Annotated in this window: 23 protein-coding genes and 1 pseudogene; 7 read left to right on the top strand and 17 right to left on the bottom strand. The window is 38.6% G+C overall.

The window, feature by feature from the left end:
- Positions 1-113: 113 nt before the first annotated feature.
- The 4 genes and pseudogenes from KGMB01110_RS11265 to KGMB01110_RS11250 form a co-directional block, all read right to left on the bottom strand.
- Positions 114-227 (bottom strand): annotated as a pseudogene (locus tag KGMB01110_RS11265) (helix-turn-helix domain-containing protein); the annotation flags it as partial.
- A gap of 162 nt (positions 228-389) precedes the next feature.
- Positions 390-977, bottom strand: coding sequence for a helix-turn-helix transcriptional regulator (locus tag KGMB01110_RS11260; protein WP_170141717.1), 588 nt, complete (start codon positions 975-977; stop codon positions 390-392).
- A gap of 199 nt (positions 978-1,176) precedes the next feature.
- Positions 1,177-1,551, bottom strand: coding sequence for a TnpV protein (locus tag KGMB01110_RS11255; RefSeq protein WP_119299201.1), 375 nt, complete (start codon positions 1,549-1,551; stop codon positions 1,177-1,179).
- A 4-nt stretch (positions 1,552-1,555) separates the two neighbouring features.
- Positions 1,556-2,095: a hypothetical protein gene (locus tag KGMB01110_RS11250; protein ID WP_243112796.1), complete on the bottom strand. Its 540-nt coding sequence runs from the start codon at positions 2,093-2,095 to the stop codon at positions 1,556-1,558.
- Positions 2,096-2,449: 354 nt separating this feature from the next.
- Here KGMB01110_RS11250 and KGMB01110_RS11245 point away from each other — a divergent pair, with 354 nt between their 5' ends.
- The 6 genes from KGMB01110_RS11245 to KGMB01110_RS11220 are packed head-to-tail and all read left to right on the top strand — an operon-like array spanning position 2,450 to position 7,073.
- Positions 2,450-3,154: a lantibiotic protection ABC transporter ATP-binding protein gene (locus KGMB01110_RS11245; RefSeq protein WP_025580190.1), complete on the top strand. Its 705-nt coding sequence runs from the start codon at positions 2,450-2,452 to the stop codon at positions 3,152-3,154.
- Entirely contained in the window at positions 3,155-3,901 is a 747-nt protein-coding gene (locus tag KGMB01110_RS11240) for a lantibiotic immunity ABC transporter MutE/EpiE family permease subunit (protein ID WP_008705323.1), read from the top strand.
- Between the two features lie 2 nt (positions 3,902-3,903).
- Positions 3,904-4,647 (top strand): lantibiotic immunity ABC transporter MutG family permease subunit, encoded by a 744-nt coding sequence (locus KGMB01110_RS11235; RefSeq protein ID WP_117603945.1) that lies wholly within the window; start codon positions 3,904-3,906, stop codon positions 4,645-4,647.
- The gene (locus tag KGMB01110_RS11230) at positions 4,640-5,017 is read left to right on the top strand and encodes a NisI/SpaI family lantibiotic immunity lipoprotein (RefSeq protein WP_025580194.1); all 378 of its coding nucleotides are present in this window, start codon (positions 4,640-4,642) and stop codon (positions 5,015-5,017) included. The genes KGMB01110_RS11235 and KGMB01110_RS11230 overlap by 8 nt, the downstream gene beginning before the upstream one ends.
- A gap of 38 nt (positions 5,018-5,055) precedes the next feature.
- Complete coding sequence (locus tag KGMB01110_RS11225) at positions 5,056-5,718, top strand: response regulator transcription factor (protein WP_055056575.1); 663 nt, start codon at positions 5,056-5,058, stop codon at positions 5,716-5,718.
- Complete coding sequence (locus KGMB01110_RS11220) at positions 5,709-7,073, top strand: sensor histidine kinase (protein ID WP_119298414.1); 1,365 nt, start codon at positions 5,709-5,711, stop codon at positions 7,071-7,073. Before KGMB01110_RS11225 ends, KGMB01110_RS11220 begins: the two co-directional genes overlap by 10 nt.
- Positions 7,074-7,367: 294 nt before the next feature.
- Here KGMB01110_RS11220 and KGMB01110_RS11215 read toward each other — a convergent pair whose 3' ends face one another.
- From KGMB01110_RS11215 to KGMB01110_RS11180, 7 genes are all read right to left on the bottom strand, one after another.
- Positions 7,368-7,532, bottom strand: a complete 165-nt coding sequence (locus tag KGMB01110_RS11215; RefSeq protein WP_117887998.1) for a DNA-binding protein — start codon at positions 7,530-7,532, stop codon at positions 7,368-7,370.
- 899 nt (positions 7,533-8,431) lie between these two features.
- Positions 8,432-9,709, bottom strand: a complete 1,278-nt coding sequence (locus KGMB01110_RS11205; protein WP_119298410.1) for a hypothetical protein — start codon at positions 9,707-9,709, stop codon at positions 8,432-8,434.
- Positions 9,710-9,850: 141 nt separating this feature from the next.
- Positions 9,851-11,002, bottom strand: coding sequence for a zinc-ribbon domain-containing protein (locus tag KGMB01110_RS11200; protein WP_119298408.1), 1,152 nt, complete (start codon positions 11,000-11,002; stop codon positions 9,851-9,853).
- Between the two features lie 11 nt (positions 11,003-11,013).
- Positions 11,014-11,508, bottom strand: coding sequence for a zinc ribbon domain-containing protein (locus tag KGMB01110_RS11195; RefSeq protein ID WP_119298406.1), 495 nt, complete (start codon positions 11,506-11,508; stop codon positions 11,014-11,016).
- An 86-nt stretch (positions 11,509-11,594) separates the two neighbouring features.
- Positions 11,595-13,391, bottom strand: a complete 1,797-nt coding sequence (locus KGMB01110_RS11190) for an OmpA family protein (protein WP_119298404.1) — start codon at positions 13,389-13,391, stop codon at positions 11,595-11,597.
- 78 nt (positions 13,392-13,469) lie between these two features.
- Entirely contained in the window at positions 13,470-15,224 is a 1,755-nt protein-coding gene (locus tag KGMB01110_RS11185) for an RNA polymerase sigma factor (RefSeq protein WP_119298402.1), read from the bottom strand.
- A complete protein-coding gene (locus tag KGMB01110_RS11180; RefSeq protein WP_119298399.1) occupies positions 15,221-15,403 on the bottom strand; it encodes a hypothetical protein in 183 nt (60 codons plus the stop codon). Before KGMB01110_RS11180 ends, KGMB01110_RS11185 begins: the two co-directional genes overlap by 4 nt.
- Before the next feature lie 286 nt (positions 15,404-15,689).
- On the opposite strand from KGMB01110_RS11180, the gene KGMB01110_RS15895 reads away from it, so the two are divergent.
- Positions 15,690-15,875, top strand: a complete 186-nt coding sequence (locus tag KGMB01110_RS15895) for a helix-turn-helix domain-containing protein (protein WP_306307830.1) — start codon at positions 15,690-15,692, stop codon at positions 15,873-15,875.
- Between the two features lie 56 nt (positions 15,876-15,931).
- Here KGMB01110_RS15895 and KGMB01110_RS11170 read toward each other — a convergent pair whose 3' ends face one another.
- From KGMB01110_RS11170 to KGMB01110_RS11140, 6 genes are all read right to left on the bottom strand, one after another.
- Positions 15,932-17,374 (bottom strand): TniQ family protein, encoded by a 1,443-nt coding sequence (locus KGMB01110_RS11170; RefSeq protein WP_119298397.1) that lies wholly within the window; start codon positions 17,372-17,374, stop codon positions 15,932-15,934.
- The gene (locus KGMB01110_RS11165) at positions 17,371-18,606 is read right to left on the bottom strand and encodes an ATP-binding protein (RefSeq protein WP_119298395.1); all 1,236 of its coding nucleotides are present in this window, start codon (positions 18,604-18,606) and stop codon (positions 17,371-17,373) included. The genes KGMB01110_RS11170 and KGMB01110_RS11165 overlap by 4 nt, the downstream gene beginning before the upstream one ends.
- Positions 18,599-20,422, bottom strand: coding sequence for a hypothetical protein (locus KGMB01110_RS11160; protein ID WP_119298393.1), 1,824 nt, complete (start codon positions 20,420-20,422; stop codon positions 18,599-18,601). The genes KGMB01110_RS11165 and KGMB01110_RS11160 overlap by 8 nt, the downstream gene beginning before the upstream one ends.
- Complete coding sequence (locus tag KGMB01110_RS11155; RefSeq protein WP_119298391.1) at positions 20,409-20,774, bottom strand: PDDEXK family nuclease; 366 nt, start codon at positions 20,772-20,774, stop codon at positions 20,409-20,411. The genes KGMB01110_RS11160 and KGMB01110_RS11155 overlap by 14 nt, the downstream gene beginning before the upstream one ends.
- Positions 20,775-21,308: 534 nt before the next feature.
- The gene (guaA, locus tag KGMB01110_RS11145; protein ID WP_117603923.1) at positions 21,309-22,856 is read right to left on the bottom strand and encodes a glutamine-hydrolyzing GMP synthase; all 1,548 of its coding nucleotides are present in this window, start codon (positions 22,854-22,856) and stop codon (positions 21,309-21,311) included.
- A 153-nt stretch (positions 22,857-23,009) separates the two neighbouring features.
- Positions 23,010-24,374 carry an MATE family efflux transporter gene (locus KGMB01110_RS11140; protein WP_119298387.1) on the bottom strand — a complete coding sequence of 455 codons (1,365 nt, stop codon included), beginning with the start codon at positions 24,372-24,374 and terminating at the stop codon, positions 23,010-23,012.
- Positions 24,375-24,378: the final 4 nt, after the last annotated feature.

The following is a 24,378-nucleotide window of genomic DNA, read 5'->3' as shown; positions in this document are numbered from 1 at the left end:
AAAAAAGAGATACCAACACACTTATGTAGTATCTCTTAGTCTAGTAGCAATATTCTTTTGTTTGCAAGCAGGTAAACATGGGCTGTTTCTTAATATCTTTTTGTTTGGGAAACACCTTTTTCCCATTTATTTACCGCAGGAGTAGAAACGTCCAAATAATCCGCCACCTGTTCTTGTGTTAATCCCGCAGTTTTCCGATAGTTTTTTATCTTCTCACCAATTTGCATTGTTCCTACCTCCTGTTTATATTCTCATTATAGTATTTCTAATATGTGTTTACAATTGAGCCTTCGTTTAATTATGGCTTCGATTTCTTAACTACCGGTTAAAATCTGCGAGAAAAATGCTCTATTTTATAGTTCTACAAATCAAAATATCCTTAAATTTAATTAATTCAAGAATAAGTGCATCAGTACTCCAATTAAGAAGCAAATCATCGCTGTAACACCCGCACTGATAATAACCTTTAATATATTTTGATAAGGACGTTTTCCCACTTCAACTGCCTTATGAAGTTCATCCAATTTTTTTCCCTCCGTAAATGCAACAATTTCCTTATAGGTTTGTATATCATTTTTCTTTTTTAGTTTTTCAACCTTTAACGCCCAGTACTCTGTAATAATAAATAAAATCCCAAACGGAATATACGCATACCTTCCGAGCCACATAAACAAAGGTACTGCCGATATAATCAACACGGCCAAATGAACTGTATAGATGGAACCATAATAATTAAACTTTTTAATTTCTTGCTCGCTAATAATTTCTTTCATTTTCTCTATATCTCCTTTAATTAATTGATCGAGAGATACATTAAACAATGAACTAAGAAGTAACAGGCTATGAAGATCAGGATAACTCTTTTCGTTTTCCCAATTAGAAATTGTCTGTCTTGTTACATATACCTTTTCTGCCAATTCCTCCTGTGATAGATGAAGCTCTGTTCGGTATTTTTTTATCTGTATACTCAGCTCCATATAATTTTCTCCCTTCGCAAGTAATTTGTTCTCTTGATCTGAGCCAAGAATAATCATTTTTTCATTATCTGTCTATCAAAGATATTTTACTTAACGGAAAACACAATGTCAAAAGAGTTTTACACTACAACACTCATGCCTTTTCAGCAATTTTTATTTTCATCTTTGTAAAGAGCAGCCTTTCGATCACCCTTTCTACTCACATATATACCCTCTCTTTCAACACAATTTCTTCTGCACAGGCTTTGATGCCATTCATTAAACCAACCCATTTCATCTGATCCTGCATTTTCACTTGTTCTGTCACACCCTGTTTTTCTGCCATCTGCTTCATTAGGCTTTCTACCTGTTCCCTAGCTTCCTGATCAACTCGATTTAAATGTGCTGTCAATTCCCCCGTTATCAACAAATATTGGTATCGTGCCGGTCTATACTCTTTCAGGAATTGCTTCCGCAGTATTCCATATTTACCATAGGTCGGTTCGTCCTCATTCACTGCCAAATCCGGCAGATAATAATCTCCATGCAGTGTGTAGCTTAATCCATTGATTTCATCATAAATGTGCTTTTTCATCATCTTATCTCTCCATTCCTCTATTTTTTGTTTTATTTTTTTTACGCTGTTGATTCTCCATTTCACTTTTACGGGCACCCCAAGCCAATCTTTCGTGAATACTTCCTTTGGGCATTTGCTCCATTTGTCGTTTTTCTTCTAATGCTTTCTGCTCCTGTATATCTTGCTGTACCGCATCCTCTACAACATTTTCCCCAAGGACACGCACTACCCGGTCATATCTGTCGGAAACATCCTGCAATTGCTGTTTTTCTTGACGCACTGTATCTAACTCTCTCTGCACTCGGTTATATGCCTGCTTTGTTTCCTGATATTTATGTTTCCATTTTTCTACTTCTTTAGTAAGTTCTTTGACCTGAGCAGCCATTGCAGCAATTTTATTTTTCATCTGGGTAAACAGTGGTTTTATTTTTTTATCCCGGTAAGTTGCTGCACGTTCCCATGTGCCTGCTTCTGGCAGATATTCTTTAATGGTTCCATATTCCTTTATTTCCTTACTGACATTATCCATAACAGGCTGTAACCGTTCTCTGCGTTCTTCCAAGCTGCACAGATCTTTCTCAGCTTTTTCCGCACGCTTCTCAGCTTCCTCTTTATCTTTAACTGCCTGCTCCTTATCATCTTTTAAAAGCTGGATATCAGCTCTTGCTTCCGCAATCTGTGCAGTCAGTCCTTCATTCTCAGCAGTGAGATAAAACACTCACATACCCCGCCGACTATGCGGGAAAAACCTTGAAATATAGGGCTTTTTAAGGCCCTAAATGCGTAGGTTGGTGCTTTGTTGCGATATGCTCCACGGTTACGGTGTATTGTTCATATTCTGTTTTCGGGAATCTTTATGAAATCTTCAAAATTGCCCGGTATGCTATCCGTAAAATCAAAGAAAGGACTTGATTATATGGATATGATTTTGAAAACGACTGACCTCTGCAAAAATTTCAAGGGGCAAATGGCGGTAAACAATGTGTCACTGAACATCCGGCGCAACTCGGTTTATGGTCTGCTGGGGCCGAATGGGGCTGGCAAATCCACGATCTTAAAAATGCTCACCGGCATTTTGCGCCCCACATCGGGAAGCATCGAGTTTGACGGCCACCCGTGGAAGCGGAATGATCTGGAGCATATCGGTGCTTTGATTGAGATGCCCCCGCTTTACGAAAATCTGACTGCATACGAAAATCTCAAAGTCAGAACTACATTGCTCGGCCTGGACGATGCACGAATTAACGAGGTATTGCAAATTGTCCAGCTCACGAATACCGGCAAGAAACGGGCCGGGCAGTTTTCTCTTGGTATGAAGCAGCGGCTTGGTATTGCTATTGCATTGCTGAACAGTCCCCAGCTTTTGATTCTGGATGAACCGACTAACGGCCTTGACCCTTTAGGGATTGAGGAACTTCGAGAGTTAATTCGCTCTTTTCCCTGCAAAGGGATTACAGTTATTTTGTCCAGCCATATTCTGTCAGAAGTCCAGCAGATTGCAGATCATGTGGGTATCATTGCTGGCGGCGTCCTTGGATATGAGGGAGAGCTTCGCGCCGGTGAAGATTTGGAACAACTCTTTATGGATGTTATTCGCAGAAATGGTAAGGAGGGATATTAAATGGAGATGGCATATATTCAGGCAGAGAACTTAAAGCATAAGAGAACTTTCACAAAAACGCTGATCGTTCTGGCCCCGTTTGTAACTGCGCTTATGAACTTTTTTGCCCCTCTTTGGTTCCAGCTCAATTCTTATAATTGGTGGTATATCCTGCTTTATCCTGGATTCCTTACGCTCACCTGTGCCTTGATTGAACAGCGGGATAATGGCAAACTAAAATATCGTGCCGTTGCTTCATTGCCTGTTTCGCAGAACAAAGTCTGGAAAGCAAAAATTGGAGTGGCCGGTATTTACTCCTGTGTGGGGAATTTCATTTTCCTGGCGCTAAATCTGTTGGGCGGTTTTGCAATATTAGTTATCAACGAAATTCCCCTGACAATCGGAATTTGGCAGGCTGCGGCCGGAACAGCTTGTATTGTCATTGCAAGCCTATGGGAAGTTCCGCTGTGCTTATGGTTATCAAAAAAAGTTGGTATCTTTGTCACGGTTATTCTTAATGCCGGACTTGGAAGCGTTTTAGGGATTTTCACGGCTACAACCTCTTTGTGGATGATCTGCCCGTATAGCTGGGTGCCGCATCTTATGATTTCCGTGTTAGGTATTTTGCCTAATGGTGAGCCGGTTGCAGATCAGAGTACGGCAATGGCATTTTGGATGATTATACTTGTATTGGTCATTTCGCTGGCCTGGTTTGCGGCGCTGTCATTTTTAACTGCAAGATGGTTTGAGAAAAAGGAGGTGGGGTAACTATGGTATCTGTGGTTCGCTGCTGGAAAGCAGAATATCAGAAGTGTAAACATAGCATTTTGCTCTATATGCACAGCATGATTCCGATTATATGTGCGGCGATTTTTGCGGGTTACTATCATATATCCAGATGGGAACTGGCAACCAAAATCAGTGCCTATCTGGAAGTGCTGGCCGTTGCGTTCCCGTTTCTGATCGGCATTATTGTGGGCCTGGTTGTTCAGATCGAAAATCAGGCCGGGCATTATCAGCTTTTGTTGGGAACAATCCCATCTCGCATGGCAACGTATATTGGTAAACTTGGTTTTCTGATGATCTGTGCTTTTGGCGCAACATTTTTAGCGTTAGGAACATTCGCTGCACTATATAGGGATGCTCCGGCAAGCCTTTACCTGAAAGCAGAGATTCTATTGTTGATTACCATGCTTCCCATTTACCTGATTCATTTGTTTGTGGGAATGAGCTTCGGAAAAGGTGCATCTATGGGATTGGGAATTGCAGGGAGTTTAATAGCTGCCCTTATGATAACAGGGCTTGGTGACGCTACATGGAAATATATTCCCTGGGCCTGGGGCGTTCGTGCTATGGATTACACTGTGCTTGCATGGGATAGCCCCCAACTGTATGCACAGGTAAAAACCGATTTTTTCAGCGGTATGATTATTTCTGTATGCTGCACTGTTTGTCTGCTGATTGCCAGTTTGGTTTGGTTTCATGGTTGGGAGGGAGGTAAAAACAGTGAATAAAAAGTGCCTGTTTGCCGTGGTAATTGTGCTTGTAAGTCTTATATGCTTATCGGCCTGCGGTGCGCTCCGCGATACCGCCGATAAAAATAAGGCGTTAAATGAATCTCTGCCGTATTATGAGCTGAACGCCGCAAACTATGATGAAATTTCATATAACGGCCTGACATATACCATAACGGATGAATGTCTTGAAATGTCAGAACTGCAAGAAGAAATCGGGCAGGTATCGAAACGCTTCAAAAATGTGGCGGGGGAAGATTTCAGTTTCGGCTACGTTTACAGTATTGTGGATGTGGATATAAGCAATGCCGTAGCTGTAAATATCAACAATGAATATCGGAAAGCTGACATTAAAAATAATGATGAGTAACCTCGACAATGTGGTACAATGGGGCGGGAGGTGATTTTTTGACCCACTTACTTGTAGTTGACGATGAAGTTTCTATCTTGGAATTGATTAAGAACAGTTTGGGGAAAGATGGATATTTGATAACAGTCTGTCAAAATGCGGATGATGTAGACATCAAAAAGCTGCATTTCTATGACCTCATTCTTTTGGATGTGATGATGCCTGGCACAGACGGGTTTGAGTTTTGCAAACAGATCAGGAATATGGTAGACTGCCCGATTCTCTTTCTGACCGCAAAGACATTAGAGGAAGATATATTGTTTGGATTGGGCATCGGTGCGGATGATTATATTACGAAACCTTTTCGTATTCAGGAGCTTCGCGCCCGTGTCGCGGCACATTTACGCAGAGAAAAAAGGGAGCATCACAGCACACTTTCATTTGAGCCTGATATAAGATTTGACCTTTCCGCAAAGGTACTGTATGTTTCAGAACAGCCGGTTCCCCTTACCAAAAGCGAGTATTCAATCTGTGAATACCTTGCGAAAAACCGGGGACAGGTTTTTACAAAAGAACAAATCTATGAAGCCGTTTTCGGGTTTGATGGAATAGGCGATAACTCTACGATCTCAACGCATATAAAAAATATTCGTGCGAAATTGGAGCATTTCAAAATAAGTCCGATCAGCACCGTATGGGGGATAGGATATAAATGGGAGTGAAAAAGAAACCTACATTGAAAATATTATTTCGCCAGTTTGTTATCTCCCTCATTGTTATGCTGGTAGCGGCAATTATTGTCCCTTTTGGTTTGGAGGGACTTGCTATAAATGCTGGATTAGCTACAAGAGCAAATCTAAGTGAATTGCAGGTAAAAGAGATCATTCCAACGCTGACGATTGCCCCGGATATTACAAAGGTTGTGATTCCACAGGGATGCGGCTACTTAATTCTGGACAAGAACTTTAATGAGCTTTACAGCAATATGGACGATGATGAAAAAGAAATTGCCCTGCTGTACGCAAAGGGAGAATATATTGAATATGCTACGGGGAGGCAGTTTGCACTTGTTGTCCGGGAAAACGAATTTTGCGTTTTAAGGTATTATATTGGTTCTCAATTTACAGTGTCATGGCTACCGGAATATTTTCCATCTCCTGACACGCTTGCGTTTATCCTGATGGCTGTAAATTCGCTGCTGGTCATTATCATACTGACCGCCAGATTTGCTAAGAACCTGCGTACACAACTGACCCCGCTTTTTGAAGCAACTGCGGAGGTTTCAAAGCAAAACCTTGATTTTGAAGTAGGACACGCCAAAATCAAAGAGTTTGAAGATGTCCTTGCATCTTTTTCAGATATGAAAGATAATCTGAAAATTTCGTTAGAACGGCAATGGAAAACCGAACAGACACAGAAAGAGCAAATCGCCGCGCTTGCCCATGATTTGAAAACGCCTCTGACGGTTATTCAAGGAAATGCTGATTTACTCACAGAAACAAATCTTGATGATGAGCAACGATTATACGCTGGTTACGTCGTGGAAAGCTCCGGCCAGATGCAGTCATATATTCAAACCCTGATTGATATATCACGGGCGGCGGTTGGTTATCAGCTCCATATTGAAAGTATAGACTTGCCAGCGTTCATGCAGCACTTGTTCGGTTATATGGAATCACTATGCCAGACAAAAGAAATCCGGCTGCAAATGAATACTGTTTCACTCCCTCAAATGCTGAAATTTGATAGGGTGCTGATAGAACGTGCTATTATGAATGTTATCAGTAATGGGCTGGACTACTCCCCGCAAGGCGGAACGCTTTATGTGGATGTTCAGAGTAACAACGGTTTCGTGGAAATTTCAGTCACAGACGAGGGAACGGGGTTTTCTAAAGAGGCATTATGCCACGCACAGGAACGGTTCTATATGGGCGATCAAAGCCGCAATTCAAAGTTACACTTTGGTATGGGTCTATATATTACAAATTCGATTATGGAACAACATAATGGTCAGCTTATTTTAGAAAATTCAAAAGAAACCGGCGGCGCAAAGGTTACTATGAAACTTCCTTGCTGATTTTCCGATAGTGTAATGGACGTCTTTTATGTCCGTCCATTTTTCAAATCTTTATGGAATCTTCAAAAATTCCTCTTATCATGTATCTAAAGAAAAAACATCTGCCCAGCGGCAAAAAAGAAAAAAACTGCTGCTGGGCAGGCCCATTTTCACGCTTAATTTATATTCACTGGTGGCGGTTTTGAGAAATCAAGGCCGCTGCTTTCTTTCTGTCATTCCCAGCAGTTAAAGGCATGGCGGCCCACGGGAGGACGCCGCCATGCTGTTTTACTATCATTATAATCTAATCCACTTCTACCGCTTCACAAAATACTTTGTCGGAACTTTTCCTCTAAGCGTCAAATATCCCTGTTCTTCCAGCTCCTTATTCAGATTGCCAATGATCTCATAAGCCGATGTCTGTTTTACCTCCAGAAGTTCACATATATCGGCTGCCTTTAAAAATAATTTGTTCTGCATAATCAGTACCTCCTGTATTTTGAATATTTATCTCTTCATATACTCTGTACTGGCAGATGTAAAATCGGACATCATTTTCCGAAATTTAGCAAATTATTTTAATTTTACAGTTTCCATATGTGTTGTCGCTGAACCATGGAGTTAATATCGTTGAAAAAGGGTATAAAAAAACAGTCTGCCCTGACGGAAAATATTTCCATCAAAACAAACTGTTCTTCATATTCACACTAATTATATTTTCTGAGCATAGTTACTTTTGCGAAAATCTCAGATAACTCCGGAAAGAAAACAAAGAAAAAAAAGATTTTTTAACTCCATTTGCACTCCACCGGAACATCCAGACAGCCCGCAAAACCTTTATTTATGGGCTTTTTCGCAATTTAGTCCGCTACTCAAACTCGCAAAGTTCTATTCGCTTTGTAGTGCTTTCTCGTTGTTTTAGTTTTTGAGCAGTTCATTTTCGAACTGTTTTGTATGTATTCGCTATGTTTTTATCCGATTGTATTGTCATTTTATTGTCAGCACTATACTATATATCAAAATCAACTGACAGTCTTAAATATTATAATATTGATACAGCACTTCAATTCCCCTACAAACTGTATTTTATCGGCTTATTTTTTTCTATGGAATAAATTCATAACACCAGCTAATATTAAAAAAGCACCTATAATCCCACACCCTATTCGTTCTCCAAGTCCATTCAAAAACAAGAAAAGTTTCGATGACTGAAATGCAAGGTAAAGAAGCACTAAGAAAAACATTTTTAATCTCGTTCGATTGCACTAAAAATCGGAGACTTTTTTAAATTTTCTTTTGCAATTGGAAAATGCACAAAAAAATAGACCCAAACATTAAGTTTAAGTCTATATTTGTTCCTTATTTAAAGTAGGATAATGTTAATTTGTTTTGGTTTCTCCACAAAAAGAGCATTTCTGACCGGTAACTACTGTTTCTGTCCAGGCCGCTTTATCGACAACTGTTTTCGTACCAACTTTTACTCTCTGAGTTTCGTATACGGCATCGTGATGGACCGTTTCATATGTGTATACTGTATGACATGAATGGCCATTTTCTAACATATGTTCAGTCATCGCATCCCCATCTGTAGTACGAAATCCGCATTGACGACATTCCTGGGCTGTTCCAGTCTTCACTTGCTCATCCCAAGCATCCTTTACTTTGACCTGTCTATCTTCGTAAACATCTTCCTGATGAGTTTCTGCTGGATGATTTACCGTTTTTGTCACGTTAACCCAGTTGTGTTTGTGCGCTGGCTTTTCTGTATTTGAACTGTTCCCACCATTTGAATTGTTTGAACCAGAATTTGGTTTGCTAGAGCTTCCTCCGTTATTTGAACCAGAACTTGGTTTGTTTGTGCTACCGGAATTGTCTTTACTGCCAGATGTAGAAGGCTTTTTAGTTTCTTCCTTCTTATCATCCTTTTTCACTTCTTCTTTCTTAGCTTCGTCTTTCTTAGCTTCTTCTTCTGGATCCATTGTTGGTGTAGCTGTAGTTTCAGGTTTTACTTCTGTCTTGGCAGAAGCATCAACTACATTCCCACCAGTTACAGCTGTAGAAGCGGGAGCTTTCTGTTCTGTTTTAACTTCGGTTCCATCAGACTTTTTAACAGTTTCTCCATTATCTGTACGGACTAGTTTATTCTGATCAGCAAGCTTTTGCGCTTCATCCTTGTTTACAACGACTGTATCTTTTTTAACTTTAACAGTTTCGGTTTTAGCTTTTTCAGCAGATCCTTTATCTGTCTTAGTTTTATCAGCAGATGTCTTATCTTTCACAGTTTCGGACTTAATGAAAGCATCTCTGAATGTTTCATAAGCTATGCGATCAGCTGTAATACTGAAAGTAATCTTGTACTCTCCTGTTTTTGAGGTATCGACCTTAGAACTGTCTACCTCAATACCTTTTACGATAGAACTGTCGTATAATACCCCGTCAAGGTAATCAACGTCCTTGGACCCTTCTAATACATACATATCCTCGATACCGGTATATGTATCTTTGATTGCATCCTCATCAAGTTTAGTCAAATTCGTTGCCACTTTATTCGTACTTTCCACTTTAGTGTCATCCTTTGCCCCGCAGCCTGTTGCCGTTCCGGCAACCATGAGCGCAGCTAAAATCATTGAAATTCTTTTTACATTCTTGTTTGCCATTGATAATTTAAGCGATAGACCCTCGTATTTTTAATTCTAAGGGTGGAAATTGCTGTCTCCTTTCTGTAAAAGTATCTTGTTTACAAGTTTAGTTCATCATTTTCCTTTGGCTTTAAACACAATTACTCCCACCAACTATTACTATGCTTTATAAGCTACTCCCAATTTCTGCAAAGCCGCAATTCTATGGTTGCGAGAAGGATGACCCATCTCTAGTAGCTTTAATCCGAATTTGAATTCTCTAGGCATGCAATTATCAAGATACAGGCATAATGCCTCTCCATATCCACATTGTGCAACATACCTATCCGCTTCAAACTGATTTGCTCTAACACCACCACGAATGAATAAGAAACAAACTCCCATCCACGCTGATAAGCATACAATGGATGAGGCAAAAAGAAGTGCGCCCATCATTGAATCACTCTCCGTTAAAAGACCTTTACGTCTATCACCAAATGTCATATAAAACCAGCCAACCACTATAGCAAACAGTCCCAGTATTATACTAATCAGATTACTACCAAGCATGAAAAGCAGATAATCGGGATCCATTACATGAATACGATAAAGTTCTGCAAGCACCTTTGCTTTAAATACCTCTTCTGGGAGTTCTGTCATCGCGTAGGATACTCCAATAGAATTCATTCCAAATGCGTAAACCACCGCTTCATCGGTCTTCATCTGATAAACTTTGATATCATTTGGAAGAGTCAGTCCGTTCCGGCGTGCTTCTGCGATAATCGCTTCCACAGGTATTGTAATTGATTCTATCATATCCTGGCGTTCGATTTTCGATGCACCAACAATCAATCTCATGCAGGCTTGTCCAAATCCATTTAAGATTAACTGAAATAAACACCAGGTAAAAGTAGGCAACACGATTGCCGTAAATATTGCCTGAAAAATTCCCGAAAAAAAACCGTACTCACTTATAGCTTCCGGAAATGACCCGATTACTAAGGTGGCAACAAATGCAAGAAGTATGGTCAAATATACGAGCATACCCATTCTCTTTTCTCTTTTAACAAGTGTATAAAATTTTGCAAAGTGTCTTTCTTTGATGTTACCAGAAACAAGGTCTTCTCCAAAGTCAGATATTGTAGTCTGTTCCATATTCTTACTGCTTATGGTTTTCATTGTATGCTTTTTAACATTTTTATTTTGCTGTGAATTTTGAGCTTGATTACTATTTTGTTGAGCACTTCCTTGTTGATTTACTAGTTCTTTCCCACATTTGGGACAAAACTTTGCTGCTTCTTTAATTTCATTCCCACATTTTGGACAAAACATAATTACTCCTCCTACTTACTAATTTTCGTTCCGCAATTCACGCAAAATTCATTATCTTCACTTTGTACCTTTCCACATTTCGGACATTTAGCTCCTGATCCAGTTGGCGTCACAGGATCCTGTGAATAATTTGTCTGGCTATATCCCGTCTCCGTTGGGGTGCTCATTGGTTTCATATTGTCTTTTTCATTAGAAATTTGAGATTCTAATATAGCTATTTCCTGTTCCAAACTAGGTATTTTTTCAAAGCAAACGCGTATATTTTCATCAGCCATATAATCAGTAACTGATGAATTCGTAGTTTCATTCTCTGAAGAATGGTTGTCTTCACTTACCGATTCGACCTCTTCGGTTTGATTACTCTTTGTAAAGTCATAAAACAATTTTCCCAACTCTGTATACAATTTATTTAGTTCATTTGTTTTAAGTCCCAAAGTAACTTTTAGTTTTGCAATATTTGCAGCCCCTTTTGTATTTGAAATAATTGAATCAAAATTGATTGCCATATTCTATCACCAATAACAGGATTCTTCTTATCCGCTGTCCTTTCTATTTAAAATCTTTTCCATATTTTCAAGTTTTTTATTATTGTTTATCGCAATATTTTCTGTGCAATTGGATCATCTACATCTAAAATAACAACTCTTCGATTCTTTTTACCTTCTGATTCCACGAAATCACCATTTGAATTCACATCAGCACCTCTTTCGAACGGGTCCGCTTCATAGCCAAGACCAACTGTCTGGAGTTGAGAATCTGGTACTTTATACGTATTTACTAAAAGGTTCTTCACAGCCTCTGCTCGTCTATTAGACAGCTCGACACATGACTCTTGGTTTCCATATGTAGCCGTTGTTCCTGAAATAAGAACTGCATTGTCCGGATTTGCAAGAATTGCTTCTGCAACCGGCTTTAAAACCTCTTTAGCTGTTGCTTCATCAATAAATGTAGCTTCATTCGCAACAAACTGAATTTGAGTTTCATTGATTTCAAACGGAACTTCAAACGTCTTTTTCGCATTCATTGAAAGCGCACTTTTGTCTTCCGATGTTTCAATGCTAATGGAATACTCTACTTTTTCATCTTCTTTAAAATTTTCTTTTGAAAGTAATTGAATAAAATACGGAGTATTTGGTTTTAATTTGGTAAAGTCCGTTGTCGCAGTTTTTCCACCCGAACATACTATATTTTTACCTATACTTTCACCAAACTCATCTCTCAAAATCGCATATACTGCATAGCTATCTTGTGTGTGATTTTCAAGGTTTATCTTATATGTTGTATCCGCATCTTCACCTGTTGTAAATGCAAACCAAGCCTTTCCCTCTTCTTGTTTCATCGTTCCAGTTACTTCTGTTTCAAAAGGTATCCACGCCGGGTCATCTTGATTCGAACCTGCATATATTTCATCCGTATTGGAAGCGCCTCGGGCTTCTGGAACATTTCCAACCGTTCGATATGCTGTATTTTCCCTATTTGAATCTTTCACAAATAAAGAATATTCTGTTGTAGATGCTTCATCTGTAGTAACACCTACATAATATGTAGTATTTATATCCAACTGATCTGCTGCAATCGTAGATGCTTTTCCATCATCCGAACTATTCTCGCTATCAAGCACTTCTCCATATTCATCGACTAATGAACAAAAAACCGAGCGCACATCATTAGATCGGTTTATAATCGTGATATTGTAAATATCTCCCACTTCATCTCCTGTCGTAAAAGCAAACCATGCATTATGATTATTTTTCTCCAGCTCCCTATACACCTTTGTCCCCAAAGGAATCAATGTTGCATCGTACTGATTACTTCCGGGGATAATATCTTCATCTTGTAATTTTCCTTTTGATTCAGATATATTTTGATTCACTACTGTAACATCTTCATTTGAATTTCTTACGATAAATGTATAGCCTATCGTAGCATTCGTAGCAGACTCTAAAGAAAAGCAGTATGTTTTATTTTTTTCTAAATTATCTAGAGTAATAGTCTCTGCTTTTCCGTCATCAAATGAAGGTTTATATTCTATCTTCGTTCCTGATTCATCATACAAATTGCACCATAATTTTCCTTGCATTGTCGAAACCAAAAAAGAAATACTATAAGAAGTCCCTGCATCATTACCTGTCTTGAACGAATACCATCCTTCTTCATAACTCTTTAATTTTCCAGTTATCTTTTTCCCCTCTGGTATCAACGTTGCATCGTCTTGTGAAGTTCCTGCAACATATTCTTCTGTTGTTTTCTTTTCTTCTGTATTTTCCTTTGTTTCTTCCTGTGTTTTTGTTTTTACACTTTCTTGTTTTTCTGTGTTTTTTGTTCCACATGCTGTAAGCATCACAATGATCAATAAAATTGTTGTAATAATCCATTTGTTTCTTTTCATTAATTTGTTTCCTCCTGTTTGTATTTATATTTCCTAGACGTAAAAAAATCGAATCAGGTTTTATTTTTTTTTAATTTTTTAATCCTCATACTCATTTAAATCATATGGACCATAGGTTGCGAATCTGGGTTTAAGTGTTCCTTGAAAAACTGCAGTCACAGAACCATCTCCGTTAAGTGCAAAAATATCCGGTTCTGTACATCCATCAAAATTTGTATGATATCCGTAAAGTGAATAACCGTGTCTATCCTCCTTTATTTCAAACGAATCATACTCATAGGTAATCGTATCTACCGGATTAGGATTTGATCCCTGATAATTATTTATAATAAAATCTTCACGCCCCGGCAGCGGACTGGATTTTATTGACAGCACACCATTTTCATATGTAAGATTGAAATAGTAAAAAAACTGGTCCTCGTACGGAATCAAAAATTCCTCTAGTTTTGCGTCTTCTATCGCAGCATCGAACACCGAGCCATCCCCTTCATATCGTTTGTATGACCCGCTTCTAATTTCATTGATACCAGCGAAAGTTACAGTTAATGTGCCGTCATCATCCAACACAAAAGTATCTGTTCTCTCAACATCGTCATTTGTTATTGTTCCATCAGCATTTACAACATCTCCTCCATTACATTCCTCATATGTGGCTTTCATAGTGTTTCCATCTACCTGAACCTCGTCATAAGCATAGGAAAACATTTCTTTTCCTGGAATAATACCCGATTGAATAAACAAACTTCCATCTATATATGAAAGTTCCAGAAGATATTCGTCATTTCCATAGCCACCAATCAAATCATCCAAATTTATATTCTGTACAGGAGATTCCTGCTCTGTTACTATCTCATCTTGTTTTTTCTGTGGTTCTTCTTCTTTTTTCATTGAGTGGATTCCAACGCCTCCTGCCCCAACGATTGCAATAGTAACCACACTCGCAACCACTTTGTTCAGAGTACTTTTTCCGGTTATAGATGCTGCTGTTTTTACAGCCTCTTTTCCTGACATTGTCGTAGGATTTTTATTTATATTCTGAGTAGGATTTTCAGAATAAGATGTATTTGATAACCTTGACGAAAGTTTTGTTTCTATATTCTGCAACGTCACTGGGTTTGGTATTTCTGAAGCCTGCGCTTCCTGAGTTGCAAATAAAGCAAAGAAAAATGAAATTGGAGCAAGGCCATAAAGTTTCGTCCCTTTCTTTTCAAGTTTCTTAATACAAACTTCTATTTTCTTCCTTCCATAATTCAATCTACTCTTTACAGTTCCTTCTGAAACGTCTAATATATTTGCAATATCCTTTACTTTAAGTTGTTCATAATAATGCATATAAACAACTATTCTTTGTTCTTCTGACAACTGATCCAAAATTTCATTCAAAAGTCTAGCCGTTTCTTTTTGATCAACTATCTCTTCTGGACATCTGTCTTTTCTAGTATCCTCGAATTCAATCATTTCATCAGAATCAACAGAAACCATTTGAGAAAAGGTAACTTCTTTTTTCTTTCTAAGATAATTTATGGTTTCATTCCTGCTTATTACTTTAATCCATCCGCGAAAAGCTTCTGGTTCTTTTAACTGTGACAAATTTTGAAAAGCCTTGATGTAAATATCCTGAATTAAATCAAATACTATATCATCATCTAATTTTGCAACAGCACAAATGGTATGATATACATTGTTGTATGTCATCTTATAAAGCCAAGCTAAAGCTTCTTGATCCTTTTGCAATGCCTGATTAATCAGCTTTGTAAATCTCTGTGGACTGCCACATTTTTTACAGAAGGAGTCTTCATCTCTAATATCTGTTTTACAAGCATAACATTTCATTTCATTTTCTCTCTTTCTCTTTTCTTATCTGTGTCATTTTCCTGCCAATCGTCTGAATCAGAATCTTTTCCGAACAGTGTCATCATGATTTTATGATATATCCGTTTTGCAATTTTTGAATCCAACAGATAAGAATCCACTATTTTTTTGTAAACCAACTTAAATCTTTCTTCATCCACAATATTTCTGCCTTCTTTTTACTTCCTAGACGTAAATTTTCTGTATTAGGTTTTATAAAAGGTGAAATAATATGATTTTTTCTTTCTAATAGATGCTATGTTCTGAAGTGGTTTTTCTGCGGTCACTATAAGATATTGTATTCCCACTTCATCATTTTTCTATATTAGCTTCGAGAGAATTATACCACATTGTGGATATCCCCACAAAGTCAAGTTTCACAATATCAACATATAATAAAATCATCGAATAAGGGCGGTGATTATCATAATAATTGACTATTCTCCTATGTGGGAAACAATGAAAAAGAAGAACATTTCGCAGTACCAGTTACTCAAACAAGGAATTGACAACAAAACGCTTGATTCCCTAAAAAAAAGAAAGAATATCACGTTGATTACTTTAGGCAAGCTATGCCAAATTCTTGACTGCACTCCTAGTGACATCGTAACTTTTCACTACGATAAATTGTAGTAAATCAATTACAATGCAGTTATATGATATAAAATAACTTCTTTTATTCTCAGTTTCTAAATTAACTTTCTAATCATCTCCGCCATAACCTTATCTGTATAGTTACTTAGATACTTTTTGCATCTTTCAAAATTTTTTCGTGTCAGATTTGTCTTATCACGAAGGTTCCGCCATGTTATAGTTGTACTTTCTTCTAGTAAAATTTTATAAAAGAAAACACACTCCCTTGCCCAATACTCCTCCATACTTTCCATAGAGTATCTTTGTACTAGTTCCTTACAGCGTGGCAGATAGTCCAGCCTCTTATCCGGCCAGCTCATCGCCTTAGTAATTGCAAAGGCAGTAACTCGCTTAGGCCTGTCATCGCCACCTGTGTAGATCTTTTCGCACAATTCTTTGACCTTCGGTAACATCTCTACGTCCATTGCGTTCCAATTCTTTTTTGCTATTCCTTTTCGAACTGCATAATCATGTGGTGCTTTTTCTTTAATACGATTTGCTTTAAGTGCTGTCGAAGGACATGATCCTACCTTTCTGGCGATACAATGACAGCCAAGTCCTTCTTTATACAATTGTTCAACTTTCTCATTGAATCTTTCAGTTTGCGACTTTTCTGGTAATTTTGGATTCATAAGTTCTTCTATTGGTATCTTCAGAAAAAATGCTAGCTTACAAATATCTAGAAAATTATTGTTAGCTCCTGTAAATAACTTAACTACCTGATACTGCTGTTCAATACCACTTAACCCGAACTGCTTGTAATATTCCTGCATATCACTATGTAATTTAGTAACATACTTGCGTTTTCCTCGTGCTGTGATATATTCTGTTCCTTCTAATTTTGAGATAAGCCAGTCAGATATTTGAGGTTGATCTCTTGGTATCGGAGACTGTATTATCTTTACAACATAATCTGTGAATTGTATTTCTTTATCAGATGCATAATTAACTGATGAATCTACTACAATATCGTCTGCGACCCACAACCTTGGAGAAGACTTAGAGTTTATTTCGATATTACTATCATGGAGGTAGCATCCGTGTGTACCGCAAACATTTATTCCACGTATTTGATGTGTTCTATGCCAATATGCTTCTCCAAACTCATTCCTGTCTTTTTCAAAACATAACGGGCAGTATCTAAGATATCTTGACCCACTCTTATTTTTCGGAAATATTAATGCGGAATGTATATCGCCTTCACCGGTTAACATAACTTGTGCTGCTAGATCCCTGCGTTCTACTGTTTCAAATTTTGCATATTGTGGAAACATCGTGTTATGTAAAAGTATGTTTTTCAAGCCATATACCTGTTCTAAAAAATTCTTTATGTCTGAATTTAAGGATTGTAAGCCAAATTCCATATCTATTCTGCTTGTTTTGGTCTTACATAAGTCTTCAATAGCTAAAATATAAGATGGATATATATGTACAAAATATCTGCTTACAACCGAATAAAATAGTTCGTCAGGATATAATCCAGGAAAGTATGAAATCATACAACTACCTCCTCAACATTAAAATGTTTTCTGTACGTTTCTATTGCATTCAAATCTTTATTTTTGATAATTCCAGCTATTTCTGCAATAGTCACATCAGTAACAGTTACCTTTGTTTCGATTTGTTCTAGAACTGTAATGCTACTTGTCGTCTTATAAGAAGTTTTCTTTCTATTTGAATTTTTTTGTTCAATATATCCGTGAAGCATTTGCATACGTTTGTCATATGCTTTTATTAAGGAAGTAATATTTAGACACTCACTCCCATCCATAATACTTAGCTCTTGCGCATCGTGAATCAACGCAGTTAAATTGGCTATATTACCTGCTGAATGTTCATATAACCATACGTATATTCTTTCGGTTAACTCAGAGATATTCTTTGTGTACTGCCTATGAAATAGTTCTTGGCACAACTCTTTAAACTTATCGCCATAATCCAAGTTACGATATTGAAGTCCGGTTGTTCTTCGCGCCATCTGCGGCGCCTGGTCAAAATAGTCCAGACATTCCTCTGTGCCAATCATCATTACGGATATTCCAGAGTTGTTAATTAATTGAAGGATCATTTTGTATAGTGTTGTACCTGCACGATGTTGTACAAGAAACTGAATTTCGTCCAATATTAGAGTTCCAATATGAAGATGAGCTACTTGGCATACCATTCCCAAGATTTGTTGAGCATTTACATTTGATTTACAGGCGGCCTTATAGTAATCGGTATCCAATTCATTATCTACAGAAAGCAAAACTTGTAGAAGCAATCCTCTGTAATTTGCATCAAATGGTGTCGAGACAATCAAAGCGGGAATAATCTTTCTATAAGGTTGCGTATTCGTGATTGTACCACCAAGTATCTCTACAGCACGTTGTACAGATGTTGTTTTTCCACATCCGCTTGGACCAATAACTGTACACGACGATGCTCCAGTAATAATACCTCTATACTCCTTATTAGAAGTCATTGCTCGATGATTCGCGTTAAGCTGTCTTGTAGCGTCAACTGTTCCTTTTTGCTGCAGCGACATTACTGTCATCATATAAAGCTTTGTATAGATTTCTAAAGATAAATTCTGTGGTACAAATACTTTATAAATATTCATCAACTCCATTAGTCTCGTACCAGCATCAAGATTTCTTACTGATTCATCGTAATCAGGTAATATTTGTAACGTATTTTTCAAGTCTTCACCAAATAACATTTTAGGTAATAATTCACTATAATTATTCATTATCAATCACCTCACTCATCAAATTTCTATGTCTTTGAATTCTGGCCTTTTGTCTTCTTTTAGTGACCCCTGTTATATCTGTGTCATCAGACTTTAATGCGTGTTCTACTATTGTATTTATCTTTTGAGCTAGATCTACTTTTGCCGCTAATGCATCCTCTCGAAAGCCCGCAACATATTGTTTCTGTTTCTTTTTTTGAGTATGTACTTCATCTACCGACATCCCTTGATATTTCTTTTCAATTAACGAGAATTTAATATAATCGCCTTCTTTTAGAAGCCAAACCACACTGGCATCATCTGGATTAAAAGCCACAGTACATTTTCCACCATTAAGATATTCTTCAGTAAACCCATCCGCATCATAGCGCATCTTGTTTACTACTAACCCTTTTCTGGTAAAATGCCCTTCTGTTCGTGGAAGTAATGTCAATATAAGTTGTTCTCTACTAACCGATAGCAAGTTACTATTCCCATACTCAGTTTGATAATTCCAGATACCTGCTGGAGTAGGAACAATCTCAGCATCTATCATTTCGTTGGTGTAAGGAAAACTTTCAAGAACTCGGTTATTATAGTAGATAATGGTATGAATTATGATTTTTTCAAATTGTTCTATAGTTAGGCAACTCTCTAATCGATAATCTTTTATTCCACGTTTCTGAAAATCCTTTTCAATCACGCCGTAACCTTTTAAAAATGGTTTAAAACTATCCTGCACTAAATCAAATAATTTCTCCACAGGACCTTTCATATTCGCCGAAAAACTTGGCAACGATATCACCTGACATCCCAATTCCGAAATCTGTTCAAAATTATAAGATATATACTCAGATCCCCTATCTGTAACTAATACTCCAGGTAGCTTATCGCATGGCCATTGGTGTTTCTCAATCTGAATACCAAATTGTTTACACCATTTGACCTTATCCTCGATTACGTTTAACATCATTTCACGAACGCTGTAAACACCACCTTCCCATAATAAGGAATAGCCACAGCATAACCCGGAGTATGCATCTACACATGCAACAAGGAGAGGTCTACCAACAAGCTTTCCTGAAGAATCAACTAGATACAAGTCGCACACTGTGCCATCAAGCATTCCAGTTCCAATTGTAGGCGCAAAATCGTGTATACCTTCACCAAGAAGCGGTCTATAGTTAAGTTGATATTCTTTTATGCCTTCACGAGAGATAAGCTCGGTTTGCTTTTTTCGCGTTTTATTAAAGAAATAACGAAACTGATGGATGCTTGGATGTTCATCTTTCAACTTACCATTCTCATCGGTGTACTTTTCTTTTAGCATCATTATGTAGCAATCAGAAAGCTTATTCTTATGCCTAGTGTAATAAAATTTATTCAAAGACCATCTCATTATTTTTTCATCATCTGTCATTGGTCGATTCTTTTTTCTAGACTTTGGCACAAGACTTGATATATTATCTGTCGCCAGATAATTGCACAGGTATGTGGTTAATGTCCTTCTACTGATTCCATAAGTATCAACCGCCATTGTTATTGCTCGATTTCTTAGTGAATCATCATTCATGAAAGCAAGCACACCAGCAATCATCGTGTAACGTGCGTGTGCCTGTTTGAAGGCTGTGCCTGTGAGTTCCTCTTCGATAAGTTCAATTTCTAGAATTTCAAAAGCTTCTTCTCTATTAATAATGACGCCATCGGATAATTCAACTTCCAACCTCCACGCAGGCATGTTCTTTGTATTACAGTTAAGTACCAAATAATTATCCTTATCCACCGCAAGTATTCGATAGATAGTATCATCAATTTTCAAATAATCATTTTTCTTCATGATCAGGCACCTCCTTATCTACCACAATTCCCCAATCTTCGATTCCTCTCTTTCGCCAATAATCCAATGACACATCAAGCTGTTTTACCGTCTTTGGCTTTGTAATATATTTTCGCTCCACACATTCCCTTATCATGTACGAACCATCCTTTTTCTTGCAAAGAAAATCTGTCGTATACGCTTCTGTATCAAGACCTTCAAGAAGAACGTTGCAATGTATCTCTACAACCTGCTCATTCTCGACAAGCTTATCAGCGTACACTGATTGTATCTTGCTATAAAACCTACATACTCCTTCTGCCTTGTCAATTGTCCTGCGTTCACATCGCCCTTTGTAATTTTTCTTTATCACAATAAACCATCCTTTCTGCGTTTCCCAAAAACGCGCCAAAAACTTCCCAAAACCGTTCCCAAAAACATCTTTTTGGGGAATGAAATCTGGTAAAACAGTACAATATCATAGATTTTCCTTGTAAAATGGGGCTTTTCAGTTTTTTGGGGTTCCAAAATTTCTTCCCAAATCCCCAAAAACAAATTTACTCTATGATCATTCGTAACCAATTCCCCACTATTTTCGCAATTATCTCCCCGTAGCTCCAAGTTTTTTTATTATAAAAAACTCTCTCTTTTTCTTTTTTATTTTCATTTTTAAAACAAGAAAAATAGCTAGAAAATAATATGCTTTAACTAACGGAAAACCGCTTAAATACAAGGTTTTTGTTATGTGAAGTCATGTTTTTTACCAAACAAAAAGACCCTGCATTTTTCAACGCAAGGTCTCATTTTTTATTTCTTATTTTGTTTTCTAAGTAGTTCTTAGGTCAATTCCCATGGAAAATGTAAATTACAAATTCGTGGGGATTGATGTGGGATTCTACAGCGTCAACTATTCAAACTCTATCGTTCCCGGCGGTTTACTGGTCAGGTCATAAAATACCCGGTTGACCCCACGCACTTCATTGATGATTCTGCTCATCACCTTATTCAGTACTTCATATGGAATCTCTGCTGCCTCTGCCGTCATGAAATCCACAGTATTTACCGCACGCAATGCTACCGCATAATCATAGGTTCTCTCATCTCCCATGACACCGACACTTCGCATATTGGTCAATGCTGCAAAGTACTGTCCGATTCCACGGTCGAGTCCTGCATTGGCAATTTCTTCCCGGTAAATCGCATCTGCATCCTGTACGATCCGTACTTTCTCCGCAGTTACTTCTCCAATAATACGGATTCCAAGTCCCGGTCCTGGGAATGGCTGACGGAATACCAACTTTTCCGGAATTCCCAGCTCTAATCCAGCTTTACGTACTTCATCTTTAAACAGATCACGAAGCGGTTCGATGATTTCCTTGAAATCTACGAAATCCGGAAGGCCTCCGACATTGTGGTGAGATTTGATGACTGCGGATTCTCCACCCAGACCGCTTTCTACCACATCCGGGTAAATGGTTCCCTGTGCCAAGAAATCTACGGCTCCGATTTTTTTTGCCTCTTCTTCAAAGATTCGGATAAACTCTTCTCCGATAATCTTACGTTTTGCTTCCGGTTCTGTAACTCCGGCAAGTTTGTTATAATATCTTTCCTGTGCATTCACACGGATAAAGTTCAGGTCAAACTGTCCGTTCGGACCAAAGACACCTTCTACTTCGTCTCCTTCATCCTTCCGAAGAAGTCCATGATCCACAAACACGCAAGTCAGTTGCTTTCCGATTGCTCTGGACAACAGACCTGCCGCCACAGAAGAATCCACTCCACCGGATAGTGCCAGCAATACTCTGCCGTCTCCGACTTTCTCGCGGATTGCTTTGATCGTCTCTTCTACAAACGCATCCATCTTCCAGTCTCCTGCACATTCGCAGACATTTTTCACAAAGTTGTTGATCATCTTTGTTCCTTCTGCCGTATGCAGTACTTCCGGATGAAACTGAATCGCATATAATTTCTTTTCTTCATTTTCTGCTGCCGCTACCGGGCAGTCTGCAGTATGTGCACTGATCTCAAATCCCGGTGCCACCTTTGCAATATAATCAAAATGACTCATCCAGCAAATGGTCGGTGTGCTCACACCTTCAAATACTTTTGACGCTGTCTTGTCAATGATCACTTCTGTCTTTCCATATTCCCTTACATCTGCGAGTTTTACCTCGCCGCCCAATACATGGGACATTAACTGTGCTCCATAGCAAAGGCCCAGTACCGGAATTCCAAGTTCGAATAATTCTTTGGAATAAGTCGGGGATTCTGCTTCATAGCAACTGTTTGGTCCTCCGGTCAAAATAATTCCCTTCGGATTCATTGCTTTGATTTTCTCTATATCTGTCTTGTAAGAATAAATTTCACAGTACACATTGCACTCTCGCACCCGACGCGCTACAAGTTGATTGTACTGCCCACCAAAGTCAAGGACTATGACTAATTCTCGCTTCACTTGAGTTCCTCCTTGTTTTTCTTTCCGTAATTCAACAAAATCTTTGACTGAGTTGTCGATACGTTTCTTATTATAAGGGAACAAACTGACTTTTACAATCCCAACCCTAAATTAAATTCCACGCTCAGACAACAACTTCTGTATCTTCCGGTCTCAATCGATGGATCGGATCAGTTTCCATTTTCCGCTCCGATATCTCCAGATCATACCCACACTTCGAACGCACCAGTCCAGAATCATTGCAATCCAGACTCCGAACACTCCAAACCCCAGATATTTTCCGAAAACATAGCTCATCACAATCCGGCAGAACCACATGGATACGATCGAAATCCACATGGTCACTTTCGCATCTCCTGCCGCCCGCAGGGTAGACGGTAAACTGAAAGAGATCGGCCAGATCAGAATACAGCAGGATCCATGGAGCAACAGTATTTTTCTGGCTGACTCATAGGTTTCCGGTGACAAATGGTATGCATGCAGGATAAACGGAAGTGCCAGGTAGATCAGAACATTCATCAGGATCATGCTTGCATAAGTAATTCCGATCAGTTTTTTGGTATAATATTGCGCCTGATCGTGCTTTCCGGCACCAATACACCTTGCAATGACCGAAGTGATCGCCAGATTGATCGCAATCCCCGGAAGGAGCTGGAATATTGCCACCGCATTGGCCACTGCATTGGCTGCGATTGCCGAGGTGCCAAATGTGGACACCAGACTTAACACCAGAATTTTTCCCAACTGAAACATACTGTTTTCCAGTCCATTCGGAAGTCCGATACTTAAAATCTGTCCGACCATCCGTCCGTCAAACCGAAACCGGATAACATTTTTCTCCAACCGGATCGCACCCTTTGTCCTCAGCAGAAGGAAAATAACCAGAAATGCTGCTACCATTCTGGAAACAAGTGTCGGAATCGCCACGCCTTCTGTTCCACAGTGAAATCCATAAATTAAAATAGCATTTCCCCCACAATTGATCACGTTCATAATGATTGATACGACCATCGAGATCTTGGAATTCCCCATTGCCCGGAATATCGCAGCGCCTCCGTTATAGACTGCCACAAACGGAATCGATGCCGTCACGATCATCAGATAGGTATTGGCATGTCCCATCACATCTGCATCAATGGCTCCAAATACCCGATGTAAAATAAAAGATTTCCCCAAATAAAGCAATGCCGTGATTCCCAGCGAAACCACCAACACAAACCACAGAAGCTGTGTCGCTGCTTTTCCCGACAGTTTCCGATCTCCCTGCCCCAGATATTGTCCGGCAATCACCGCTCCACCGGTTGCAAGTGCCGCAAACAGATTGATAAACAGCACCATAATATTATCTACCAGGGATACGCCCGAAACAGCCGCTTCTCCTACGCTGGCCACCATGATGGAATCTGCCATTCCGACCAAAATTGCCAGAAGCTGCTCCACGACCAATGGGAAAATTAAAACCGCCAAAGAGCGGTTGTCAAATAAATATTCTCCTCTTTTTTCCATTTTCTTCTTCATAAAA

It is taken from the genome of Mediterraneibacter butyricigenes, from assembly GCF_003574295.1.
GTDB classification, from domain to species: Bacteria; Bacillota; Clostridia; order Lachnospirales; family Lachnospiraceae; genus Mediterraneibacter_A; species Mediterraneibacter_A butyricigenes.
This window is presented reverse-complemented; position numbering and strand designations above follow the sequence as displayed.